Below are 18924 nucleotides of genomic sequence, written 5' to 3'. Positions count from 1 at the left end.
TGGCGCGCGGCATCAAGCCGCTGCACCAGCTCGAAGAGCGTATCCGCGCGCGCAAGAGTGACGACCTCTCGCCGCTGGACCACCAGGCGGTGCCGCTGGAGGTGGTGCCGCTGGTGGATTCGGTGAACGACCTGCTGCGCCGGCTGCAGGAATCCATGGCGACGCAGCGGCGCTTCCTGGCCGATGCGGCGCACCAGCTCAAGACCCCGCTGGCCGGGCTGCGCATGCAGGCCGACCTGGCGCAGCGCGAAGGCACCAGCACCGAGGAGCTCAAGCAGTCGCTCCAGTACATCGGGCGCTCGTCGATCCGCGCCACGCACACCGTGAACCAGCTGCTGGCGCTGGCGCGCGCCGAGGGGGGCAGCGCGGCGGTGGCGCACCAGCCGGTGGATCTGGCGCGGTTGGTCATCGAGGTGGTGCGCGACGCCGTACCGCGCGCGCTGGCGCGGCGCATCGACCTGGGCTACGACGGCCCGGAGATCGGAGAGGCGGGCGCCTGGGTGAGCGGCAATCCGGTGCTGCTGCAGGAGCTGGTGCGCAACCTGGTGGACAACGCCATCAATTACACGCCCACCGGGCCGCACGAGGCGGGGGTGGTGACGGTGCGCGTGCTGCCCGACCGTTTCGGGCGGGTGGTGCTGCTGCACGTCGAGGACAGCGGCCCTGGCGTGCCGGAAGGCGAGCGCGAGCTGATCTTCCAGCCCTTCTACCGCGCCCTGGGCACCGAGGCCGACGGCTCCGGCCTGGGGCTGCCGATCGTGCGCGAGATCGCGCGCCAGCACGGCGCCGAGCTGAGCGTGGAGGATGCCCGGCCCGGCGCGGCCATGCCGGGCGCGCGCTTTTGCCTGCGCTTCGACGCCGTGCCGCCTCCGCAGTGAGCCTCTGCGCCAAGCGGCCGCCCCCGCCCGGTCTGGGCGCGGGCGGCCGCAGCCGCGAGGGGAAGGATCAGGCTCAGTATTGGTAGGTCGTACTGGGGTAGGCCGCCAGGGTGCTCACGTCACCGCCCAGGCGCTGGACCTCGCGCCGGTATTCCGGACCGCTGCGCAGTCGCTGGTATTCCGCCATGCGGCGCGCCTGCTCGGCGTTGGCCTCGGCCGGGCCTTGCGAGGTCGTGTAGTTCTCCAGCCCGGCGCGGCGCCACAGGTTCAGGTCGGCCTGCACCTCCGCGCGCGACAGGCCCGCGCCCTGCATCTGCATGCGCGTTGCCTGCTCGCCCCAGTTCTGGCCCGGCTGCGTGTCGGCGAAGGCCGGGGCCGCCAGGGATGCGCCCGCCAGGGCAAGAATGGAAAGAGTCTTGCGTGTGTTCAGTTTCATGATGGCATTCCTTTCGTATGAGTGAACAAACGAGAAACGGTATGCCTATCTGAACGCTTTGCCAGAAAGGGCCGTGTGGGACAACGCCCCATTCCCATGCCCACCCGTGTCGGAGGGGCTGGACACTGCCGTGCGGCCCTGCCCGGCTTGGAAGGCAATCTTGGCGAGGCGACGCCCCGCGCCCTCGCCCTCCCCCGCCTCATTCGCAGGGGCGCAGCTCCTTGCCCGCCAGCGCCGGCCGCAGCGCCGGCAGGCGCTCGCGCAGCGCAGCGTCCACCGCGGGCAGGCGCAGGGTGTAGGAGGTGGACTCGGGGCGCTCCTGCACCACGCGCGCCGAGCGCACCCCCTGGCGGCCGAGTTGCACCAGGCCGCGCTGCGCGGCTTCCTCGGTCGAGAAGCGGCCCAGCGACAGGCCGGGCTCGAAGGCCGCGCCCGGGCGGTCGTAGTCGATGCCCAGGGCCCGCAGCTCGGCGCGTTTGCGGGCGACGAATTCCTCATCCGGGAAGCGGCCCATGTAGACCATCCAGCGCCCGGCGACCGCCACGGGCTCGAGCGCCCAGCTGCCCTCGGGCCAGGTGCTCAGGGCGGTGCGCAGCGCTTCTGCCTGGCGCGTGTCGAGCAAGCCGGCCTGCAGGCACGCCTGCGGCGCCGCGGCCGCCGCGGTGGCAGGGGGTTCGGTGGGGAGCGGACCGCCGTTGGTCGGCGTCGGCCCTGCCGGTGGAGCGGCTGGGTCTGGCGCAGGCGCGCCCGGCAGCGCCGGCGGCAGCAACCGCAGTTCCTCGGGAGCGATCTGCTGGTGCAGGCGCTCGGGCTCGCCCTCGGCGGCAGGTGCAAAGCCCCACTCGCGCAGCAGGCCGGACGTCCAGGCGTAGTAGCCGGCATTGGCCAGGAACAGCAGCAGGACGGCAAGGCGCAGCATGGCGATCGGTCAGCGGGTGGGCGTGCGCCGGGGCGCGGCAGAGGGGGACTCCGGAAGCGCCATGCCCTGGGGGCGCACGCTGATGCTCGCGCTGGTGATGCGCTGCATGCCGGCGTCGGTCAGCACCAGCAGCGCGCCCTCCTCGTCCACGCCATGTGCCACGCCCTGCCGGCCCGTCGAGAGCTGCACCGGGTGGCCCGCCAGCACGTCGCGCAGCCCGAAACGCGCCTGGAAGGCGGCAAAGCCGTGTTCGGCAAAGCCCAGCAGGGTCTGCACCAGCGGCAGCCCCAGCTGGCCCAGCGCGCGCGGCGCCGTGAGGGCGCTGTCCACTTCGCGCAGGCAGGCCGGCGGCGGCGAGACGCCCTCGATGCGCACCGGCAGCACGTTCAGCCCGATGCCGACGACCACGTAGCGCGCCTGCGCGTTCGCCTGCGGCGCATGGGTGAAGGTGGCGGTCTCGACCAGGATGCCGCCCAGCTTGCGCCCCTCGCCCAGCCACAGGTCGTTGGGCCACTTCAGGCCGATGCGCGGTGCGTCCGTGCCGGCGGCCGGGACAGCGGGTTGCAGGCTCTCGGCCACCGCCACGCCCACCGCCAGCGACAGCCCCGACCAGTCGCGCGGGCTGAGCGGCAGGCCCAGGGAGAAAGTGAGCGCCGGCACCATGCCCGTGCCCTCGTAGACGGAGGCGGCGCTGTGCCACTGGCGGCCCAGGCGCCCGCGACCGGCGGTCTGGCGCTCGGCCACGAGCAGCGTGGGCGCGGTCTGGCCGGCGCGCGCGCGGCGCATCAGCTCGCTGCTGGTGGAGTCGATGCTGGCCAGGATCTCGACCGAGAAGCCGGGCAGCAGGGGTTCGATCTGCTGCCACAGCGCCTCGGCCGGCCAGGGGGCGGGTTGGACGATGGACATGGGGCCGTGCGGTGCAGAGCGGTCCGCGCCTCAGGCGCGCGGTCCGGGAGGCGACCAGCCGCGCTTGGGCGCCAGCAGCGTGCCGCGGCACGTGGCGCTGCCGCAGTGGCAGGCGTACTCGGCCTTGAGCTTCCTGGTGTAGCGCTCCTCAAGGACCAGGCCGTAGTCGTAGTTCAGCTCTTCCCCGGCCTCGATGTCGCGCAGCGCGGTGATGAAGATGCGGCCGTCCCGCTCGTCGGCCCAGCAGTTGGGCTCGCAGCTGTGGTTGATCCAGCGCGAGGAATTGCCGCCGAACTTCGCGTCGATCACCAGGTCATCATCGACGTGAAAATAGAAGGTGTGGTTCGGCTGGTCGGGGTCGTGCGGGTGGCGCCGCTGGGCCTCGGGCCAGCTGATGCGCTCGCCGGTGTACTCGACGATGACCTCGCCCTCGGCGATGGGGCGCAGCGCGAATACCCCCTTGCCGTGCACGCCCGAGCGCCGCACCTGGATGCGCCGGCCGGCAGGACGGTGTGCGGAAGGTGGGGCGGCGGCGCGGGGCATGGGGCGGGGAATCGGTTTTCTGATACTTTGGATGGGCACGCATGCATGCGTGCGCGTGCGCGGGGAGCGGCCATTGTAGGCATGGGCCCACGCGCCGGAAACGCAGAAACGGAATATGAGCAAGACGCTGGTCATCGCAGAAAAACCCTCGGTCGCGCAGGACATCGTGCGCGCGCTCACGCCCGTGGCCGGGCGCTTCGACAAGCACGAGGACCATTTCGAGAACGAGCGCTACGTGGTCACGAGCGCCGTGGGCCACCTGGTGGAGATCCAGGCGCCGGAGGAATTCGACGTCAAGCGCGGCAAGTGGAGCTTCGCCCACCTGCCCGTCATCCCGCCCTACTTCGAGCTCAAGCCGGTGGACAAGACCAAGGGGCGCCTGAACGCGGTGGTCAGGCTCGCGCGGCGCAAGGACGTGACGGAGCTGGTGAACGCCTGCGACGCGGGGCGCGAGGGCGAGCTGATCTTCCGCCTGATCGAACAATACGCCGGCGGCGGCAAGCCGCTGGGCAAGCCCATCAAGCGCCTGTGGCTGCAGAGCATGACGCCGCAGGCGATCCGCGACGGCTTCCAGAACCTGCGCAGCGACGCGCAGATGCGGGGCCTGGCCGACGCCGCGCGCAGCAGGAGCGAGGCCGACTGGCTGGTGGGCATCAACGGCACGCGCGCCATGACGGCCTTCAACTCGCGCGACGGCGGTTTCTTCCTGACCACCGTGGGCCGGGTGCAGACGCCGACGCTGTCGCTGGTGGTCGAGCGCGAGGAGAAGATCCGCAAGTTCGTCGCCCGCGACTACTGGGAGATCCACGCCGCCTTCGACGTGGAGGCGGGCCAGTACCTGGGCAAGTGGTTCGACCCGCAGTGGAAGAAGAACCCCGAGGACCCGGAGATGCGCGCCGACCGCGTCTGGTCCGAGGCCCAGGCGCGGGCCATCGCCGAGGCGGTGCGCGGCAAGCAGGCGAGCGTCAGCGAGGAAGCCAAGCCGGTCACGCAGGCCTCGCCCCTGCTGTTCGACCTGACCAGCCTGCAGCGCGAGGCCAACGGGCGCTTCGGCTTCTCCGCCAAGACCACGCTGGCACTGGCGCAGGCGCTGTATGAGCGCCACAAGGCCCTGACCTACCCGCGTACCGACTCGCGCGCCCTGCCGGAAGACTACCTGCCCGTGGCGCGCGACACCTTCACCATGCTCGCCGGCAGCGGCATGGCGCACCTCGCGCCCTATGCCCGCCAGGCGCTGGACGAAGGCTACGTGCGCCCGACGAAGCGGGTCTTCGACAACAGCAAGGTGAGCGACCACTTCGCCATCATCCCGACCACGCAGGCCCCCAGCGGCCTGTCCGAGGCCGAGCAAAAACTCTACGACCTGGTGGTGCGGCGCTTCCTGGCGGTGTTCTTCCCGAGCGCCGAATACCAGGTCACGACGCGCATCAGCCGCGTCGAGGAGCATGCCTTCAAGACCGAGGGCCGGGTGCTGGTCAAGCCCGGCTGGCTCGCGATCTACGGCAAGGAAGCGGCCGGCGAGCTCGACGGCGGCGGCAAGGCCGCGGCCGGCAGGGAGGGCGAGGGCGCCGAGCGGGCCGACAAGGCCAGCGGCCGGCCGCTCGTGCCGGTGCGCCCGGGCGAGCCCGCGCACACGGCCGCGGCCGATGCGAAGGGGCTGCGCACCAAGCCGCCGGCGCGCTACTCCGAAGCCACGCTGCTGGGCGCGATGGAGAGCGCCGGCAAGCAGGTGGAGGACGAGGAGCTGCGCAGCGCCATGCAGGAAAAGGGCCTGGGCACGCCCGCCACGCGCGCCGCCATCATCGAAGGGCTCCTCACCGAGAAATACATGCTGCGCGAAGGGCGCGAGCTGATCCCCACGGCCAAGGCCTTCCAGCTGATGACGCTGCTGCGCGGGCTGGGCGTGAAGGAATTGTCGCGCGCCGAGCTCACCGGCGAGTGGGAATACAAACTCGCCCAGATGGAGCGCGGCGAGCTCGCGCGCGAGGCCTTCATGCAGCAGATCCAGGCCATGACGGAGAAGATCGTCAGGAAGGCCAAGGAATACGACCGCGACAGCATTCCCGGCGACTACGCCACGCTTTCCGCGCCCTGCCCGGATTGCGGCGGCGTGGTCAAGGAAAATTACCGCCGCTACGCCTGCACCGGCGCAGGTGGATCGGGCGAGGGCTGCGGCTTTTCCTTCACCAAGTCGCCCGCCGGACGCACCTTCGAGACCGCCGAGGCCGAGGAACTGCTGCAAAAGCGCCGCATCGGGCCGCTGGAGGGCTTTCGCTCCAAGGCCGGCTGGCCGTTCACGGCCGAGGTCGCCATCGTGCGCGACGAGGCGGCCGGCCACCACAAGCTGGAGTTCGACTTCGGCGACGATGCCGCCGCCAGCGAAGGCAGCGGCGAGGTGGTGGATTTCTCCGGCCAGGAAAGCCTGGGCCCCTGCCCGGTCTGCAGCGCGCCGGTGTACGAGCACGGCAGCAACTACGTGTGCAGCCGCGCCGTGCCCACGGCCGGGCAGCCGCAACCTTCGTGCAAGTTCAAGAGCGGCAAGGTGATCCTGCAGCAGCCCGTGGAGCGCGTGCAGATGCAAAAACTCCTGGCCACCGGCAAGACCGACCTGCTCGACAAGTTCGTGAGCATGCGCACGCGCCGGCCCTTCAAGGCGTTCCTCGCCTGGGACGCGGCGGCCGGCAAGGTCAACTTCGAGTTCGAGCAGCGCGGCGAGGGCAAGTACCCAGCGCGCAAGGGCACTGCTGCCGCTGCCGCCGCCAGGACCGGGGGTGCGGCCAAGAAGGCGGCGGCCAAGCCCGCGGCGAAAAAAGCCGCCCCCGCCAAGGCCGCGCGCAAGCCGTCCACGGCGGCCGGCAAGACCCCGAGCGCGCAGTTGGCGGCCGTGATCGGGCCCGCGCCGGTGGCGCGCACCGAGGCGCTCAAGAAGCTCTGGGACTACATCAAGGCCCACAACCTGCAGGACCCGCAGGACAAGCGCAGCATCGTCGCGGACGACAAGCTGCGCGCCGTCTTCGGCAAGGAGCGTGCGGGCATGTTCGAGCTGGCGGGCATCCTGAGTCCGCACCTGGCCTGAAGCGCGTGGACACGGTGCCATCGCCATGCTGAGCCGGGGCCAACGCGCCGCCCTCGCGATCCTTGCGGTCGCGGCCCTGGCGGCCGCGGCGGCCGCGTGGTGGACGGCTCCGCAGTGGGTGCCCCACGCCGGGCCGTGGGCCCAGCAGGCGTGGCGCAAGCTGACGCGCCCGGGCCCGGAGACCCTTCCGCAGGGCAAGGCCGGCCGCACAGACCCCGCCGACCGACGCACCGCCGCCGATGCGGCGCAGGCCGCGCCCCCGCCCGCGCCGCGCAAGTGCGTGCGCGGCGCCTCGGTCGTCTATACCGACCAGCCGTGCCCGCCCGGCAGCCGGGAGGAGGCGGTGGATGGGGCGGTGACGACGCTGCCAGGCCGCTGACTGCGCGCTTCTGGATACAGCTGCCACCGCAACTTGCGGGCCGGCGGCCTGTCTGCTCGCCCTTGTCTCGACGGCAGCGCTCACGGCCTTTCTCAGGCATCCAGCGGCAACCCTCGCATGGCCCGATCCACGCTTGTTTCGATGGCCTCCAGCACCTGCGGCGGCACGCGCTGCGCGAACTGCTTGCGCCGGTGGTTCGACAGCTTTCCGCCATTTTGGAAAATCGTCACGATCAGCGTGGTCAGGTCGCTGCTTCGCACGTCGTGGCGGTCGTTGATGAAGCGCGATACCCGGTCGAACAGGGCGAGGAAGTCCACCTCCTGGCGCAGGTGCGTGTCCAGCGCAGCCTCGGCCATTTCGAGGGTGAACTGCACGCATTCCGTCAGGTCCATGTAGCGAAACCAGGCGTCGGCGCCGGCTGCCCATTCGTAGCCGTAGTGCTCGTCGCCCGCCCAGGTGACGCGGCACAGCTGGCGTGCCGGCCGGCTGAAAGACGTCAGGGCTTGCAGATATTGCGGCTCGTGCTTTTTCATCGCCACCGATACGGGCAGCAGGAACTGGGGCGGCAGGCGCCCCGACTGGCCCAGGCAGTGATGGATCAGGAAGCGCGACAGGCGGCCGTTGCCGTCCATGAATGGGTGGATGAAGACGAAGGCGAACGACACCACCGCCGCGTGCGCCAGGGGGTCGAGCGGTGCGGGCCGCTGGTTGGCCAGTGCCATCAGCTGCTCCATCAGTTCCACCGCCAGATCTGGCCAGGGCGGCACGTAGGTCACGCCGGCAGCGCCCAGCAGGTCCCTTTGCAGGCGGTTTTGCTCATGGCGAAACTGCACCGCCTTGTCGAACGGGTTGGAGACGGCGGCGTTTTGCAGCTCGACCAGCAGCTCTTCGGTCAGCGGCCGCTGCTCGTGCGCGCGCTTGAGCAAGGATGCGAACAGCGCGGCCTTGTCATGGCTGGGCGTCTCGCCCTCGATGGCGAACGAGCCCTCGGTTTCGCTTAAGTAAGCCCAGGACAGGGCGCGCTCGAGCATGGCGCCCCCGATGCGCTCGGCAAACGCCTGCGCCTGGGCCAGGATGTCGCGCTCCAGCAGCTGCTCCAGCGCGGGCGTCCTGCGCACCACCGGGCAGAACGACCAGTTGCCCAGGCCGTTGAACTCGATGCGCCAGCGGGCATCGCGCCGCACCGTGCCGACCAGGTAGTCGCGCGGATGGAACAGGGGCGCATAGGCGGCGGTCACCCCTGGCTCGTCCAGCGCGGGCAGGCGCTCGCGGTGCAGGCCCTCCCAGAGATGGCACAGCTTGCGGGTATAGACCCCGTTCGGCCCGCTGCGGGCCAGCTCGGCCAGCTGTTCGGGCGGGATGCGGCGCAGTGCCGCAGCCAGCAGGTCCAGCCGGACGCCCTCGTGCTTGATGGCAAAGAGCGCCTGCGCCAGCAGCTCCTGCGCGGGCGCCAGCCGGGGCGGCACCAGCAAGGCCCCTTCGGGCAGCTGCTCGATACGGCTGACGGGCGCCACACGCGCCTGCTGCGCGCCGAGGAAATCGGGCGTGTCCAAGGCTTGCTGGATCCACGCGTAGCCAACAGCGCTCATGTAGATAACCCTTTGGGCAAGTAAAAATCCGCAGTGTTACAACATTTCTTGCAGAAATCCGCTTTTCCCTGATTTTTTCTTCAGTTTCGGCTGTGGCACCGCATCAACGGCCTCCCAGTGCCTGCACCTCACTCGCCCGCGCCGCCTCCTCAAACCGATCCACCCGCCGTAGCAGCGGAAACACCTTCATCCACGCCACCACCACCCCCAGCGTGCACACCCCGCCCAGCACCGCCGCCGGCACCGTCCCCAGCCAGGCGGCTGTTGTGCCCGCGCGGAATTCGCCCAGCTCGTTGGACGAGCCGATGAACAGCATGTTGACCGCGTTCACGCTCCCGCGCATCGCATCCGGCGTGGAGAACTGCACCAGCGTGCCGCGGATGTTCACACTCACCATGTCGGCCGCGCCAGCTATCCCCAGCATCAGGCACGACAGCCAGAACCAGTGCGACAGTGCAAACACCAGGTTGGCCGCGCCGAACACCGCCACCGCGGCGAACATCGCCGGCCCCACCCGGCGCGTGATCGGCCGCAGGCTCAGCAGCAGCCCCATGCCCACCTCGCCCGCCGCCATGGCGCTGCGCAGGGCGCCCAGGCCCGCGGGGCCGACGTGCAGCACCTCCTGCGCGTAGATCGGCAGCAGCGCCACCACGCCGCCCAGCAGCACGGCGAACAGATCGAGCGAGATCGTGCCCAGGATGATCGGCCGGCTGCGGATGAAGGCGATGCCGGCGCCAAAACGCTCGGTCATCGTGCCCTGCGCCGCGGTGCGCGGGCCGGCATGCGCCACCGTGACGCGCCGCAGCAGCGCGGCGCCCAGCACGAAGCAGCCGCAGCACACGGCGTAGGTCAGCTCGCCCCCGCCGAGCGCGTACAGCCCGCCACCCAGCAGCGGCCCGCCCACGGCCGCGCTGCGCATCAGCATGCTGTTGGCGGCAATGGCCTGCGCGAGCTGGCCGCGCGGCACGATCTGCGGCAGCAGGCTCTGCATGGCCGGCCCGGAAAATGCGCGCGCGCAGCCGTACAGCACCAGCACCGCGTAGATGCCCCCGACGCCGCTCGCGCCGTGGCCCGACAGCCACCACAGCAGCGCGCTGCACAGCGCCCCCACCGACCAGCTCAGGCCCAGGATGCGGCGCCGGTCGTGGCGGTCGATCAGGTCGCCGGCCGGCAGCAGCAGGCCCAGCATGGGCAGGAACTGCGCCAGCCCCACCCAGGCCAGCGCCAGCGGCTCGCGCGTCAGGTCATAGACCTGCCAGGCGACCACCACCGCCTGCACCTGCGTGGCGACGACGGCCACCACCCGGGCGACCAGGAAGGCGGTGAAGCCGCGGTGGCGAAACACGCTGTCGCGCGCAGCAGGGGCGGTCGGGGATGGGGAAGGGGGAGGGTCGGGCGGACGGGCCATGGGGCGGGAGGCGGGGCGAGGCGGGAAGAAGAGGCTTCCCTGGGGCACCGAAATTATCCCTGCGTCCGCCGGGCCCTGCCCCGCAGACACCTGGGCGACGCATTGCCGTCTGCGGCACATTACGATGGACGCCCGCCCGCCACCCGGCGGGCCCTGCACCCACCTCTGCGACAAAGGAAGCAAGGCACACCATGTTCAGCCACGTCATGCTCGGCGCGAGCGACCTCGACCAATCCCGCAAGTTCTACGATGCCCTGCTGGGCGCGCTCGGCATCCCGCCCGGCTTCACCGACCCGAAGAACCGCACCTTCTGGCGCCACGGCGGCAACACCTTCGCCATCACCGCGCCCCTCAATGGCGAGCCGGCCTGCCACGGCAACGGCAGCACCATCGGCTTTGCCGCCGCCTCGCCCGAGCAGGCCAAGGCGGCGCATGCGGCCGGCATCGCCGCTGGCGGCACCGACTGCGAGGACCCGCCCGGCTGGCGCGGCGAGCCGGGCGCCGGCGGCATGTACCTGGCGTACCTGCGCGACCCGGCCGGCAACAAGCTCTGCCTGCTGCATCGCCCGCCCAAGGCGTCCTGAGGCGGCTGCAATGCTGCGCCCCGCAGACATCGACTTCCGGCTGTCCGTGCAGGAGCTGGCGCCGCGGCTGCTGGGCGTGACGCTGCTGGTCGATGGCGTGGGCGGGCGCATCGTGGAGACCGAGGCCTACCACCGGATGGATCCGGCCTCGCACAGTTTCCGCGGCCCCACGCCGTCCAACGCCTCCATGTTCGGCCCGCCGGGGCGCGCCTACGTGTACCGCTCCTACGGCGTGCACTGGTGCCTGAACCTGGTGTGTGGGCAGGAGGGCGACGGCGCGGCGGTGCTGATCCGGGCGCTGGAGCCCACGCACGGCCTGGCGCAGATGCAGCAGCGCCGCGGCCTGCAGGACGAGCGCCTGCTGTGCGCCGGGCCGGGGCGGCTGACCCAGGCGCTGGCCATCGACCGCAGCTTCGACGGGCTGCCACTCGACAGGCAGCCCTTCGCCTTGCTGGAACCTGCGGGCGCGGGCGGGCCCGAGCTCCCGCCGGTCCAGGCCGGGCCGCGCATCGGCATCACGCGCGCGGTGGAGGTGCCGTGGCGTTTCGGCGTGGCCGGCTCGCGCTTTCTCAGCCGCCCGTTTCCGGGCGCAGCGCCTGCGCCGACGCCGGCAGGCCGAAGATCCGGTCGAAGGACCAGTTGAAGGCGTAGGTGTAGACCAGGAAGAACACCAGCAGCCCGGCCTCCATCAGCGTCGCCTGCCACAGGCCGACGCCAAACCACCAGGCCATGAGCGGGATCAGCATCAGCGCCAACCCCCCCTCGAAACCGAGGGCGTGCGCCACGCGGCGCGCGACCGAGCGGCCCTTGACCGGCTGGCGCGCCTCCCAGCGCTCGAACAGGTGGTTGAAGCTCACGTTCCACAGCACGGCCAGCGTGGAGGCGACCACCGACATCACGCCCGAGGCTCCCGGCGGCTGGCCGATGGCCATGAACAGCAGGGTCGAGGCGATGACGGCGATGAGCTCGTACAGGCTGACGAACAGCACCCGGCGCCAGGGACCTTGCAGGCCCGTGGGGCGGGAAGCGGCAGAGCAGGAAGCAGCGGGGGCGGGAACGGGCGAGGCTGCAGGCATCGAGGCAGTATAGGAATCAGGGTAATCCCGGGGATGATAGGGGGGAAGCCGGCATCCGTCCTATGCGCACCCTGCATGTCGGACAAACACGGCGGCGTTGGACAAGCCGGGGGCCGCGCCCTAGAGTAGCCCGCCTGACAACGAGAAGGACATACCCATGCCACCTGCCCCCGCCTCCGCATCGGCGCCATCGCATTCCCTGCCCTCCTACCTGGCCGCAGACCGCCTGGGCCCTTGGGGCGTGTACCTGCAGCAGATCGACCGGGTCACGCCCTACCTGGGCAGCCTGTCGCGCTGGGTGGAGACGCTCAAGCGCCCCAAGCGCTCACTGATCGTGGACGTGCCCATCGAGATGGACGACGGCAGCATCGCCCACTTCGAGGGCTACCGCGTGCAGCACAACCTGAGCCGCGGCCCGGGCAAGGGGGGCGTGCGCTTCCACCAGGACGTGACGCTGTCGGAGGTCATGGCGCTGTCGGCCTGGATGAGCATCAAGAACGCCGCTGTGGACGTGCCCTACGGCGGCGCCAAGGGCGGCATCCGCGTCGATCCGAAGAAGCTCTCGCGCGGCGAGCTCGAGCGCCTGACGCGCCGCTACACCAGCGAGGTCGGCATCATCATCGGCCCGACCAAGGACATCCCGGCGCCCGACGTGAACACCAACGGCCAGATCATGGCCTGGATGGTCGATACCTATTCCATGGACGTGGGCTACACCGCCACCGGCGTGGTCACGGGCAAGCCGGTGGAACTCGGCGGATCGCTCGGGCGCATGGAGGCCACCGGCCGCGGCGTGTTCACCGTGGGCGCGGAGGCGGCGCGCCACACCGGCCTGGCGATCGAGGGCGCACGCGTGGCGGTGCAGGGTTTCGGCAACGTGGGCGGCACGGCCGGGCGGCTGTTCGCCGAGGCCGGGGCGCGCGTGGTGGCGGTGCAGGACCACACGGGCACCGTGTTCAGCGACCGGGGCCTGGACGTGCCGGCGCTGCTGGCGCACGTGCAGGAGACGGGCGGCGTGGCCGGCTTCGGCGGGGCCGAGGCGCTGCAGGACAGTGAATTCTGGGGCGTGGATTGCGACATCCTGATCCCGGCGGCGCTGGAGGGCCAGATCACGCGCGAGAACGCCGGCCGCATCCGCGCGAAGATGGTCATCGAGGGCGCCAACGGCCCGACCACGCCCGAGGCCGACGATATTTTGAGCGACAAGGGCGTGCTGGTCCTGCCGGACGTGATCTCCAACGCCGGCGGCGTGACGGTGAGCTATTTCGAGTGGGTGCAGAACTTCTCGAGCTTCTTCTGGACCGAGGACGAGATCAACGACCGGCTGGTGCGCATCATGCGCAACGCCTTCGCGGGCGTCTGGGAGACGGCGCAGGAGCACAAGGTCTCCTTGCGCACCGCCGCCTTCATCGTCGCCTGCACGCGCATCCTGCGGGCGCGCGAGCTGCGCGGGCTGTACCCCTGAGCGGCGCCCCTGCCCTGACGCATCGCCGAGGCGGCCCCAGGGCCGCCTTTTTCGTGCCGCCGGGGCTGCCGCGGCGGGTTCAGAACTTCGACGTGAAGGTCAGCACCAGGTTGCGCCCCAGGCCGGGCAGCTCGTCCACTCCCGCCCGGTAGTCCTTGTCCAGCAGGTTGTTCAGGTGCAGGGCGACGCGGTAGCGGTCCTGCGGGCCGAAGCTGCTGCCCACGGACAGGTTGAGCGTGCCCCAGCCGGCCAGGTGGCGCGAGACCTTGCCGGACTTCTCGATGTCGCGCTCGCGCTTGTCCACTGCCGTCGCCCCTTGCACGAACACGTCGAGCCACGTGTTGGCATTGGCGATGGTGTCCTCGTAGCGCAGGCCCAGCCGGCCGGCCAGGCGCGGCACGTCGGTCTGATAGGTGGAGAAATCATCCACGGTGAGCTGGCGGCGCATCCAGGTGCCGGAGAAATACGGCGTGAAGTTGCTGCCCGGCACCAGGTATTCCACCAGCAGCTCCAGGCCGTAGCTCTTGGCGCGGTCGGCGTTGACGTAGATGTCGCCGCCGCTGCAGCGGCCCGTGATGGCGCAGGATTCGAAGGTGATGTAGTCCTTGGCGCGGCTGTAGAACAGGGTCCCGTCGAAGACCACGCCCTGGTTCTGGTAGCGCAGGCCGAGTTCGTAGTTCCTGGAGCGCTCGGGGGCAAGATCCGGGTTGCCGTGCAGCACGATGCCGCGCCCGGCGCGCGAGTCGGTGAACTGCTCCAGCAGCGAGGGCATGACGTAGCCCTCGGAATAGCCGGCGCGCACGGTGGAATGCTTCAGGCCCGTCCAGGTGAGCCCCAGTGCCTTGACGAAACGCCCGTGGCGGCTGCGCTCACCCGCCTGGTGCGTGTCGCTGGTGGTCTCGTCGAGCGACGAGCTGACGCGGTAGTAGCGCAGGCCGCCAGTGAGCTTCCAGTCGGGTGCCAGCGTCCATTCGTCCTGCACGAAGGCCGAGGCGGTCTGCATGGTGGCGCGGTCAAAAGCCGTGCTGCGCACGCCGAACGGCGGCTGGTACTGCGGCAGCGGCGGCAGCGGGTTGGCGCCGACCACGGTGATGTTGTTGAGCTTGGTGGTCCGCAGGTCGTCGCGCAGGAGCTGCGCGCCGACCACGGTGTAGTGGTCGGGGTGGAAGGAATAATCCAGCTGCACGCTGGCGCCCCAGGTGTCGGTGCGATCGGTGGAGGCCGAGTCCATCACGATGTCACTGGTTCGCAAGGGGATGTTCACGCCCGGCCCCGGCCCGGGAATGTGCACGCGCCCGCCGCGGCCGCGGATTCGGATCAGGTTGTCGAACTCGCGGTCCACGCGCTGCACGAAGGCGTCGGCGCTCAGCTTGCGCAGCACCGGGCCCAGCTTCTTGCCCTCGTAATGGAGGCCCAGCTTGCCCAGGTCGCGTTGGGGCAAGTTGGCGTTGAACTGGGTGATCTCGGCCTCGGCGATGTCGATGCGCGCCTGGCGCCCGGCGATCGTCGGGTTGATGTCCACGTTCCTGAGCGTCACCAGCGCGAACGGGTCCTGCCAGCCATCGGCCTGCAGGCGGTGGTGGTTGGCCTTCAGTGCCACATAGTGGTGGCCGGCCTCGTCGAGTTTCAGGCCCAGGTGCGCGCTCAGGTCCTCGTTGGCGTAGGAGGAATTGTCCAGCCGGCCGCTGGCGCTGTACGGGCCCCTGGCGACGCGCCGGTCGCCGTGCTCGTCGCCGCTGACCGACACGCGCCAGTCCAGCCGATCCTGGCTGCCCGACAGCGCCGCCCAGCCCTGCCAGCCGCGGGTGCCGCTGTCGAAGGTCGCGCCCAGCTCGGTCTGCAGCGGCTGCGCCGCGCCCTTGCGCGTGATGAGGTTGATCACGCCGCCGATGGCCTTGGCGCCGTACAGCACCGAGGCCGGGCCGCGCACCACCTCGATGCGCTCGATGTTGGCCGGATCGACCAGCAGCGGCGAGCCGAAGGAGCTGTGGTCGGTCAGCTCCTGGCCATCGACCAGGATCACGACGCGGTTGGACTGCTCGCCGCGGATGCGGATGCGCTGCATGCCGGCGACCGCCGAATCGACCACGGACACGCCCGGCACGTTGCGCAGCAGCTCGGCGATGCTGTCGGCGCCGCTGTTTTCGATTGTCTCGCGATCGACGATGGAGACCGATGCGGGGTTGTTGCGCACCGAGGTGGCGGTGCGCGTGCCGGTGACGACGACCGCATCGAGCACCGTGCTGGGCTCCTTGGCGTGCGCCGTGGCGGCGCATGACAGGGCGATCAGGACGGCGAGCCGGCGGGGGGAGAGGACATTCATGAAGACAGGACCGGTCGAGGACAGGAGGGCTGGGGTCAGGGAGGGAATTTTCTCAGCTTTGGCCGGCGCGCCCGGCGCCGGCCGGGGAGACCGGCTCAGGTACCGATGACCCCGCGCTCGCGCAGTGACTGCAGCTGCGCCGCGTCCAGCCCCAGGCGCTCGCGCAGCACCTCTTCCGTGTGCTGGCCCAGCGCCGGCGGCGCATGCCGCAGCGTTGGCGGGGTTTCCGACAGGCGCATGGGGTTGGCGGTGCCGACCACGCGGTTGACCTCGGAGCCGGCCGGCGGCGGGCCGCCCGGGCGGCGCTCCTGCTCGATGCGCAGGCCGCGCGCGCGCACCTGCGGATCGTCGAAGGCCTGGGCAATGTCGTTGATCGGCCCGCAGGGCACGGCCTTGTCCTCCAGCAGCGCGATCCACTGCGCCGTGGGGCGGGTGCGCGTGAGCGCGGCCACCAGGCCCACCAGTTCCTCGCGGTGCGCCACGCGCGCGGCGTTGGTGGCAAAGCGCGCGTCCCCGGCCCAGTCCACGCCCGCCGCCTCGCAAAAGCGCGTGAACTGCCCGTCGTTGCCGACGGCCAGCAGCATGCGCCCGTCCTGCGTGGGGAAGTCCTGGTAGGGCACGATGCTCGGGTGGGTGTTGCCCTGGCGCTGCGGCACGGTGCCGGTGTTGAGGAAGGCCGCGCCCTGGTTGGCGAGCATGGCCATCGCCACGTCCAGCAGGGCGATGTCGATGTGCTGTCCGCGCCCGCTGTGGTGGCGCGCCTCCAGGGCGGCGAGGATGGCGCTGGTGGCGTACATGCCGGTGAACAGGTCGATCACGGCCACGCCCACGCGCATCGGGCCGCCCCCGGGCGCATCGTCGGGCTGGCCGGTGATGCTCATCAGCCCGCTCATCGCCTGCACCAGCAGGTCGTAGCCGGCACGCTCGGCGTAGGGGCCGGTATGCCCGAAGCCGGTCACGGAGCAGTAGATGAGGCGCGGGTTCAGCGCGCTCAGGGAGGCGTAGTCCAGACCGTAGCGCGCCAGGCCGCCGGTCTTGAAGTTCTCCACCAGCACGTCGCTGCTGCACGCGAGCTGGCGGATGAGCTGCTGGCCCTCGGGGCTTGCCATGTCCACCGTGACGGAGCGCTTGTTGCGGTTGCAGGCGGCGAAATAGCTCGCCTCGTGCGTGGGGCGGCCGTCCTTGCCGGGAAAGAAGGGCGGGCCCCAGTGGCGCGTGTCGTCGCCGGCGCCGGGTTTCTCGATCTTGATGACGTCGGCGCCCAGGTCGGCGAGGTTCTGCGTGCACCAGGGGCCGGCGAGCACGCGCGAGAGGTCGAGCACGCGCAGGTGGCCGAGGGCGCCGGCGCGGGGCGGGAGGGAGGAAGCGGTGGAAGGGTTCATGGCGCGGTGGGCAGGCTCGGGTAGCGGCCGGCGAGGCGTCATCGCCGGCGGCAGACAAACGGAAGCCGTCCATGGTATGCGCTCCGAGGCCACCCCCATGCGCAGGTGACAGCCTGCCGACCCGGCCGGGCGCACAATGCGGCGCGCAGCCTGCCGCTGCCGCGCAACCTGGCGAACGCCCTGCCATGCCTTCCCCACCGTCTTCCGCCCGCCTGGCCCTGATGCTGCTGGCCCTGCTCTCGGCCTTCGCGCTCAGCCAGGCGTTTCGCACCGTCACCTCCATCCTCGCGCCCAGCCTGCAGGCCGAGTTCGCCCTGACGGGCCGCGCGCTGGGTGCCTTTGCCGGGCTGTTCGGGCTGTCCTTCGGCGTGGCGCAGCTGCTCATGGGCATCGGGGTCGATGTCTATGGCATTCGCCGCACGGTGCTCACGGCGTTCTCGCTGGCGATCGCCGGGGCGCTGGTCTCGGCGCTGGCGCCCAGTTACGGCTGGCTGATGGCCGGGCAGCTGCTGATCGGCGTGGGCTGCTCGCCGGCCTTCCTCGCCTCCACGCTGTTCGTCGCGCGGCACTTCCCGGCCGAGCGTTTCGCCTTCTTCTCGGGCGTGAGCATGGGGGTGGGCGGCATCGGCCTGATCATGACCGGCACGCCGCTGGCCTGGGTGGTGCAGCACACGGGCTGGCGCGTGGGCTTCTTCGTGCTGGCGGGGCTGTCGGTGGCGTCGTGGCTGACCATCTGGTGGACGGTGCACGAGCCGCCCGCAGCCTACGCCTCGCAGGCGCCGCGCGAGCGTTGGGGGCGGGCGCTGTGGCGCATGGTCTCGCTGCTGGCGCTGCCGCACACCTGGGGCATCGTGCTGCTGGGGATGACGGGCTACGCCGCCTTCCTGGCGCTGCGCGGGCTGTGGCTCGGGCCGCTGCTGATCGAACGCTTCGATTTCACGCTGGTGCAAAGTGGCCATGTGGCGCTGGTGCTGTCGCTGATCGCGCTGTTCACGCCGGGCGTTTTCGGCCGCTTCGATCCGGGCGTGCGGCGCCGGCGCCGGTGGATCACCGCGGTCGCCACGCTGATGGCGGGGCTGTTCGTGCTGCTGGCCTTCCTGTCGGGGCCGGCGGCGGCGCTGGCGGTGATCGTGCTGATGGGGCTGCTGTCGGGCTACGGGGTGCTGCAGTACGCCGACGTGCGCGCCTCCTACCCGTCCGAGCTGACCGGGCGGGCGCTGTCGCTCTACACCATGGCGATGTTCCTCGGGGTGGCGCTGGTGCAGTGGGCGAGCGGCATGGTCGCCGCCTGGGCGGCGGAGCAGGGTTGGGAGCCCTACCGCGCCGTGCTGCTGGCGATCGGGGCGTGGCTGGCGCTGGCGGCGCAGGCGTTTCGCTGGCTGCCGGCCTCGCCGCTGCTTGCGCCCCGGCGCTGAAGGGCTCGGCCCCTGGCGCTGCGGGCGCGAGCGCCACTACCATCGGGCCCATGCCCGCGCCTCCGCCCTCCGCCGCCACGCTGCCACTGGACGCCCAGGGCATCCACGCCCTGGCGGCGCGCTCGATGTTCGAGCTGTTCTCCAGCGTCAGCCAGGGCATGTTCCTGATCGACCGCGCCGGCCGCGTGGTCTGGGTGAACGAGGGCTACCAGCGTTTCCTGCCGGCGCTGGGCTTTGCCTCGCTGGACGAATTCCTCGGGCGCATGGTCGAGGACGTGATACCGGGCACGCGGATGCGCCGCGTGCTCGAGAGCGGCAAGCCGGAGCTGATCGACCTGCTGACCAACAAGGCCGGCACCTTCGTGGTCAGCCGCATCCCGCTGCGCAGCGAGGGCGGCGAGGTCATGGGCGCCATCGGCATGGTGTTCTTCGACCACCCGGAGACCACGCTGCGCCCGCTCATCAGCAAGTTCGCGCAGCTGCAGCGCGAGCTCGACGACGCGCGCCAGGCGCTGGCCGCGCAGCGGCTGGCCGGCCGCGGCGGC

17 protein-coding genes are annotated in these 18924 nt (G+C 71.1%); 8 read left to right on the top strand and 9 right to left on the bottom strand.

Translation table 11 applies throughout. From position 1 onward, the window contains the following. On the top strand, window positions 1-878 hold an 878-nt coding region (locus A612_RS14210), incomplete at its 5' end, for a sensor histidine kinase (RefSeq protein ID WP_019375122.1). Window positions 879-951: 73 nt separating this feature from the next. On the opposite strand, the gene A612_RS14205 is transcribed toward A612_RS14210, so the two are convergent. The 4 genes from A612_RS14205 to A612_RS14190 form a co-directional block, all read right to left on the bottom strand. Continuing rightward, window positions 952-1314 carry a DUF4148 domain-containing protein gene (locus tag A612_RS14205; protein ID WP_019375121.1) on the bottom strand — a complete coding sequence of 121 codons (363 nt, stop codon included), beginning with the start codon at window positions 1312-1314 and terminating at the stop codon, window positions 952-954. Window positions 1315-1513: 199 nt separating this feature from the next. After that, window positions 1514-2233: an SPOR domain-containing protein gene (locus tag A612_RS14200; RefSeq protein ID WP_019375120.1), complete on the bottom strand. Its 720-nt coding sequence runs from the start codon at window positions 2231-2233 to the stop codon at window positions 1514-1516. 9 nt (window positions 2234-2242) lie between these two features. After that, window positions 2243-3139, bottom strand: coding sequence for a biotin--[acetyl-CoA-carboxylase] ligase (locus A612_RS14195; protein WP_019375119.1), 897 nt, complete (start codon window positions 3137-3139; stop codon window positions 2243-2245). 30 nt (window positions 3140-3169) lie between these two features. Further along, entirely contained in the window at window positions 3170-3682 is a 513-nt protein-coding gene (locus tag A612_RS14190) for an SET domain-containing protein (protein ID WP_040437036.1), read from the bottom strand. A gap of 115 nt (window positions 3683-3797) precedes the next feature. On the opposite strand from A612_RS14190, the gene A612_RS14185 reads away from it, so the two are divergent. Then, entirely contained in the window at window positions 3798-6758 is a 2961-nt protein-coding gene (locus tag A612_RS14185) for a DNA topoisomerase III (protein WP_019375117.1), read from the top strand. A 25-nt stretch (window positions 6759-6783) separates the two neighbouring features. Beyond that, window positions 6784-7137, top strand: a complete 354-nt coding sequence (locus A612_RS14180) for a hypothetical protein (RefSeq protein ID WP_019375116.1) — start codon at window positions 6784-6786, stop codon at window positions 7135-7137. A gap of 92 nt (window positions 7138-7229) precedes the next feature. On the opposite strand, the gene A612_RS14175 is transcribed toward A612_RS14180, so the two are convergent. Both A612_RS14175 and A612_RS14170 read right to left on the bottom strand, forming a co-directional pair. Further along, complete coding sequence (locus A612_RS14175; RefSeq protein WP_019375115.1) at window positions 7230-8690, bottom strand: Fic family protein; 1461 nt, start codon at window positions 8688-8690, stop codon at window positions 7230-7232. Between the two features lie 139 nt (window positions 8691-8829). Continuing rightward, the gene (locus A612_RS14170; RefSeq protein ID WP_075807055.1) at window positions 8830-10134 is read right to left on the bottom strand and encodes an MFS transporter; all 1305 of its coding nucleotides are present in this window, start codon (window positions 10132-10134) and stop codon (window positions 8830-8832) included. Between the two features lie 191 nt (window positions 10135-10325). Here A612_RS14170 and A612_RS14165 point away from each other — a divergent pair, with 191 nt between their 5' ends. After that, entirely contained in the window at window positions 10326-10718 is a 393-nt protein-coding gene (locus A612_RS14165; RefSeq protein WP_019375113.1) for a VOC family protein, read from the top strand. A gap of 10 nt (window positions 10719-10728) precedes the next feature. Then, entirely contained in the window at window positions 10729-11361 is a 633-nt protein-coding gene (locus tag A612_RS14160) for a DNA-3-methyladenine glycosylase (protein WP_019375112.1), read from the top strand. On the opposite strand, the gene A612_RS14155 is transcribed toward A612_RS14160, so the two are convergent. Beyond that, on the bottom strand, window positions 11288-11794 hold the full coding sequence (locus A612_RS14155; protein ID WP_081501199.1) for a PACE efflux transporter: 507 nt from the start codon (window positions 11792-11794) through the stop codon (window positions 11288-11290). The two genes, A612_RS14160 and A612_RS14155, sit on opposite strands and share 74 nt — an antisense overlap. Window positions 11795-11951: 157 nt before the next feature. Between A612_RS14155 and A612_RS14150 the strand changes: the two genes are divergently transcribed. Further along, a complete protein-coding gene (locus A612_RS14150; protein ID WP_019375110.1) occupies window positions 11952-13259 on the top strand; it encodes a Glu/Leu/Phe/Val family dehydrogenase in 1308 nt (435 codons plus the stop codon). A 79-nt stretch (window positions 13260-13338) separates the two neighbouring features. On the opposite strand, the gene A612_RS14145 is transcribed toward A612_RS14150, so the two are convergent. Beyond that, on the bottom strand, window positions 13339-15582 hold the full coding sequence (locus A612_RS14145) for a TonB-dependent receptor plug domain-containing protein (protein WP_019375109.1): 2244 nt from the start codon (window positions 15580-15582) through the stop codon (window positions 13339-13341). Between the two features lie 95 nt (window positions 15583-15677). Continuing rightward, complete coding sequence (locus A612_RS14140) at window positions 15678-16964, bottom strand: CaiB/BaiF CoA transferase family protein (RefSeq protein WP_019375108.1); 1287 nt, start codon at window positions 16962-16964, stop codon at window positions 15678-15680. Window positions 16965-17149: 185 nt separating this feature from the next. On the opposite strand from A612_RS14140, the gene A612_RS14135 reads away from it, so the two are divergent. Together A612_RS14135 and A612_RS14130 are read left to right on the top strand one after the other, a co-directional pair. Then, window positions 17150-18379, top strand: a complete 1230-nt coding sequence (locus tag A612_RS14135; RefSeq protein WP_051001515.1) for an MFS transporter — start codon at window positions 17150-17152, stop codon at window positions 18377-18379. Window positions 18380-18429: 50 nt separating this feature from the next. Beyond that, a partial coding sequence (locus A612_RS14130) for a PAS domain-containing protein (protein WP_040437032.1) occupies window positions 18430-18924 on the top strand: 495 nt, incomplete at its 3' end.

This window comes from Melaminivora alkalimesophila, from assembly GCF_000282995.1.
GTDB lineage: Bacteria > Pseudomonadota > Gammaproteobacteria > Burkholderiales > Burkholderiaceae_C > Melaminivora > Melaminivora alkalimesophila.
Note: the sequence above shows the minus strand (reverse complement) of the source record. Positions and strands in the feature narration are given on the sequence as shown.

What these genes read in the sequence shown, in the direction of transcription:
- A612_RS14180 (WP_019375116.1), top strand. Translation starts at nt 6,784, where the DNA reads ATGCTGAGCCGGGGCCAACGCGCCGCCCTCGCGATCCTTGCGGTCGCG.
- A612_RS14195 (WP_019375119.1), bottom strand. Translation starts at nt 3,139, where the DNA reads ATGTCCATCGTCCAACCCGCCCCCTGGCCGGCCGAGGCGCTGTGGCAG.
- A612_RS14170 (WP_075807055.1), bottom strand. Translation starts at nt 10,134, where the DNA reads ATGGCCCGTCCGCCCGACCCTCCCCCTTCCCCATCCCCGACCGCCCCT.
- A612_RS14155 (WP_081501199.1), bottom strand. Translation starts at nt 11,794, where the DNA reads ATGCCTGCAGCCTCGCCCGTTCCCGCCCCCGCTGCTTCCTGCTCTGCC.
- A612_RS14145 (WP_019375109.1), bottom strand. Translation starts at nt 15,582, where the DNA reads ATGAATGTCCTCTCCCCCCGCCGGCTCGCCGTCCTGATCGCCCTGTCA.
- A612_RS14185 (WP_019375117.1), top strand. Translation starts at nt 3,798, where the DNA reads ATGAGCAAGACGCTGGTCATCGCAGAAAAACCCTCGGTCGCGCAGGAC.
- A612_RS14165 (WP_019375113.1), top strand. Translation starts at nt 10,326, where the DNA reads ATGTTCAGCCACGTCATGCTCGGCGCGAGCGACCTCGACCAATCCCGC.
- A612_RS14160 (WP_019375112.1), top strand. Translation starts at nt 10,729, where the DNA reads ATGCTGCGCCCCGCAGACATCGACTTCCGGCTGTCCGTGCAGGAGCTG.
- A612_RS14140 (WP_019375108.1), bottom strand. Translation starts at nt 16,964, where the DNA reads ATGAACCCTTCCACCGCTTCCTCCCTCCCGCCCCGCGCCGGCGCCCTC.
- A612_RS14190 (WP_040437036.1), bottom strand. Translation starts at nt 3,682, where the DNA reads ATGCCCCGCGCCGCCGCCCCACCTTCCGCACACCGTCCTGCCGGCCGG.
- A612_RS14135 (WP_051001515.1), top strand. Translation starts at nt 17,150, where the DNA reads ATGCCTTCCCCACCGTCTTCCGCCCGCCTGGCCCTGATGCTGCTGGCC.
- A612_RS14150 (WP_019375110.1), top strand. Translation starts at nt 11,952, where the DNA reads ATGCCACCTGCCCCCGCCTCCGCATCGGCGCCATCGCATTCCCTGCCC.
- A612_RS14205 (WP_019375121.1), bottom strand. Translation starts at nt 1,314, where the DNA reads ATGAAACTGAACACACGCAAGACTCTTTCCATTCTTGCCCTGGCGGGC.
- A612_RS14200 (WP_019375120.1), bottom strand. Translation starts at nt 2,233, where the DNA reads ATGCTGCGCCTTGCCGTCCTGCTGCTGTTCCTGGCCAATGCCGGCTAC.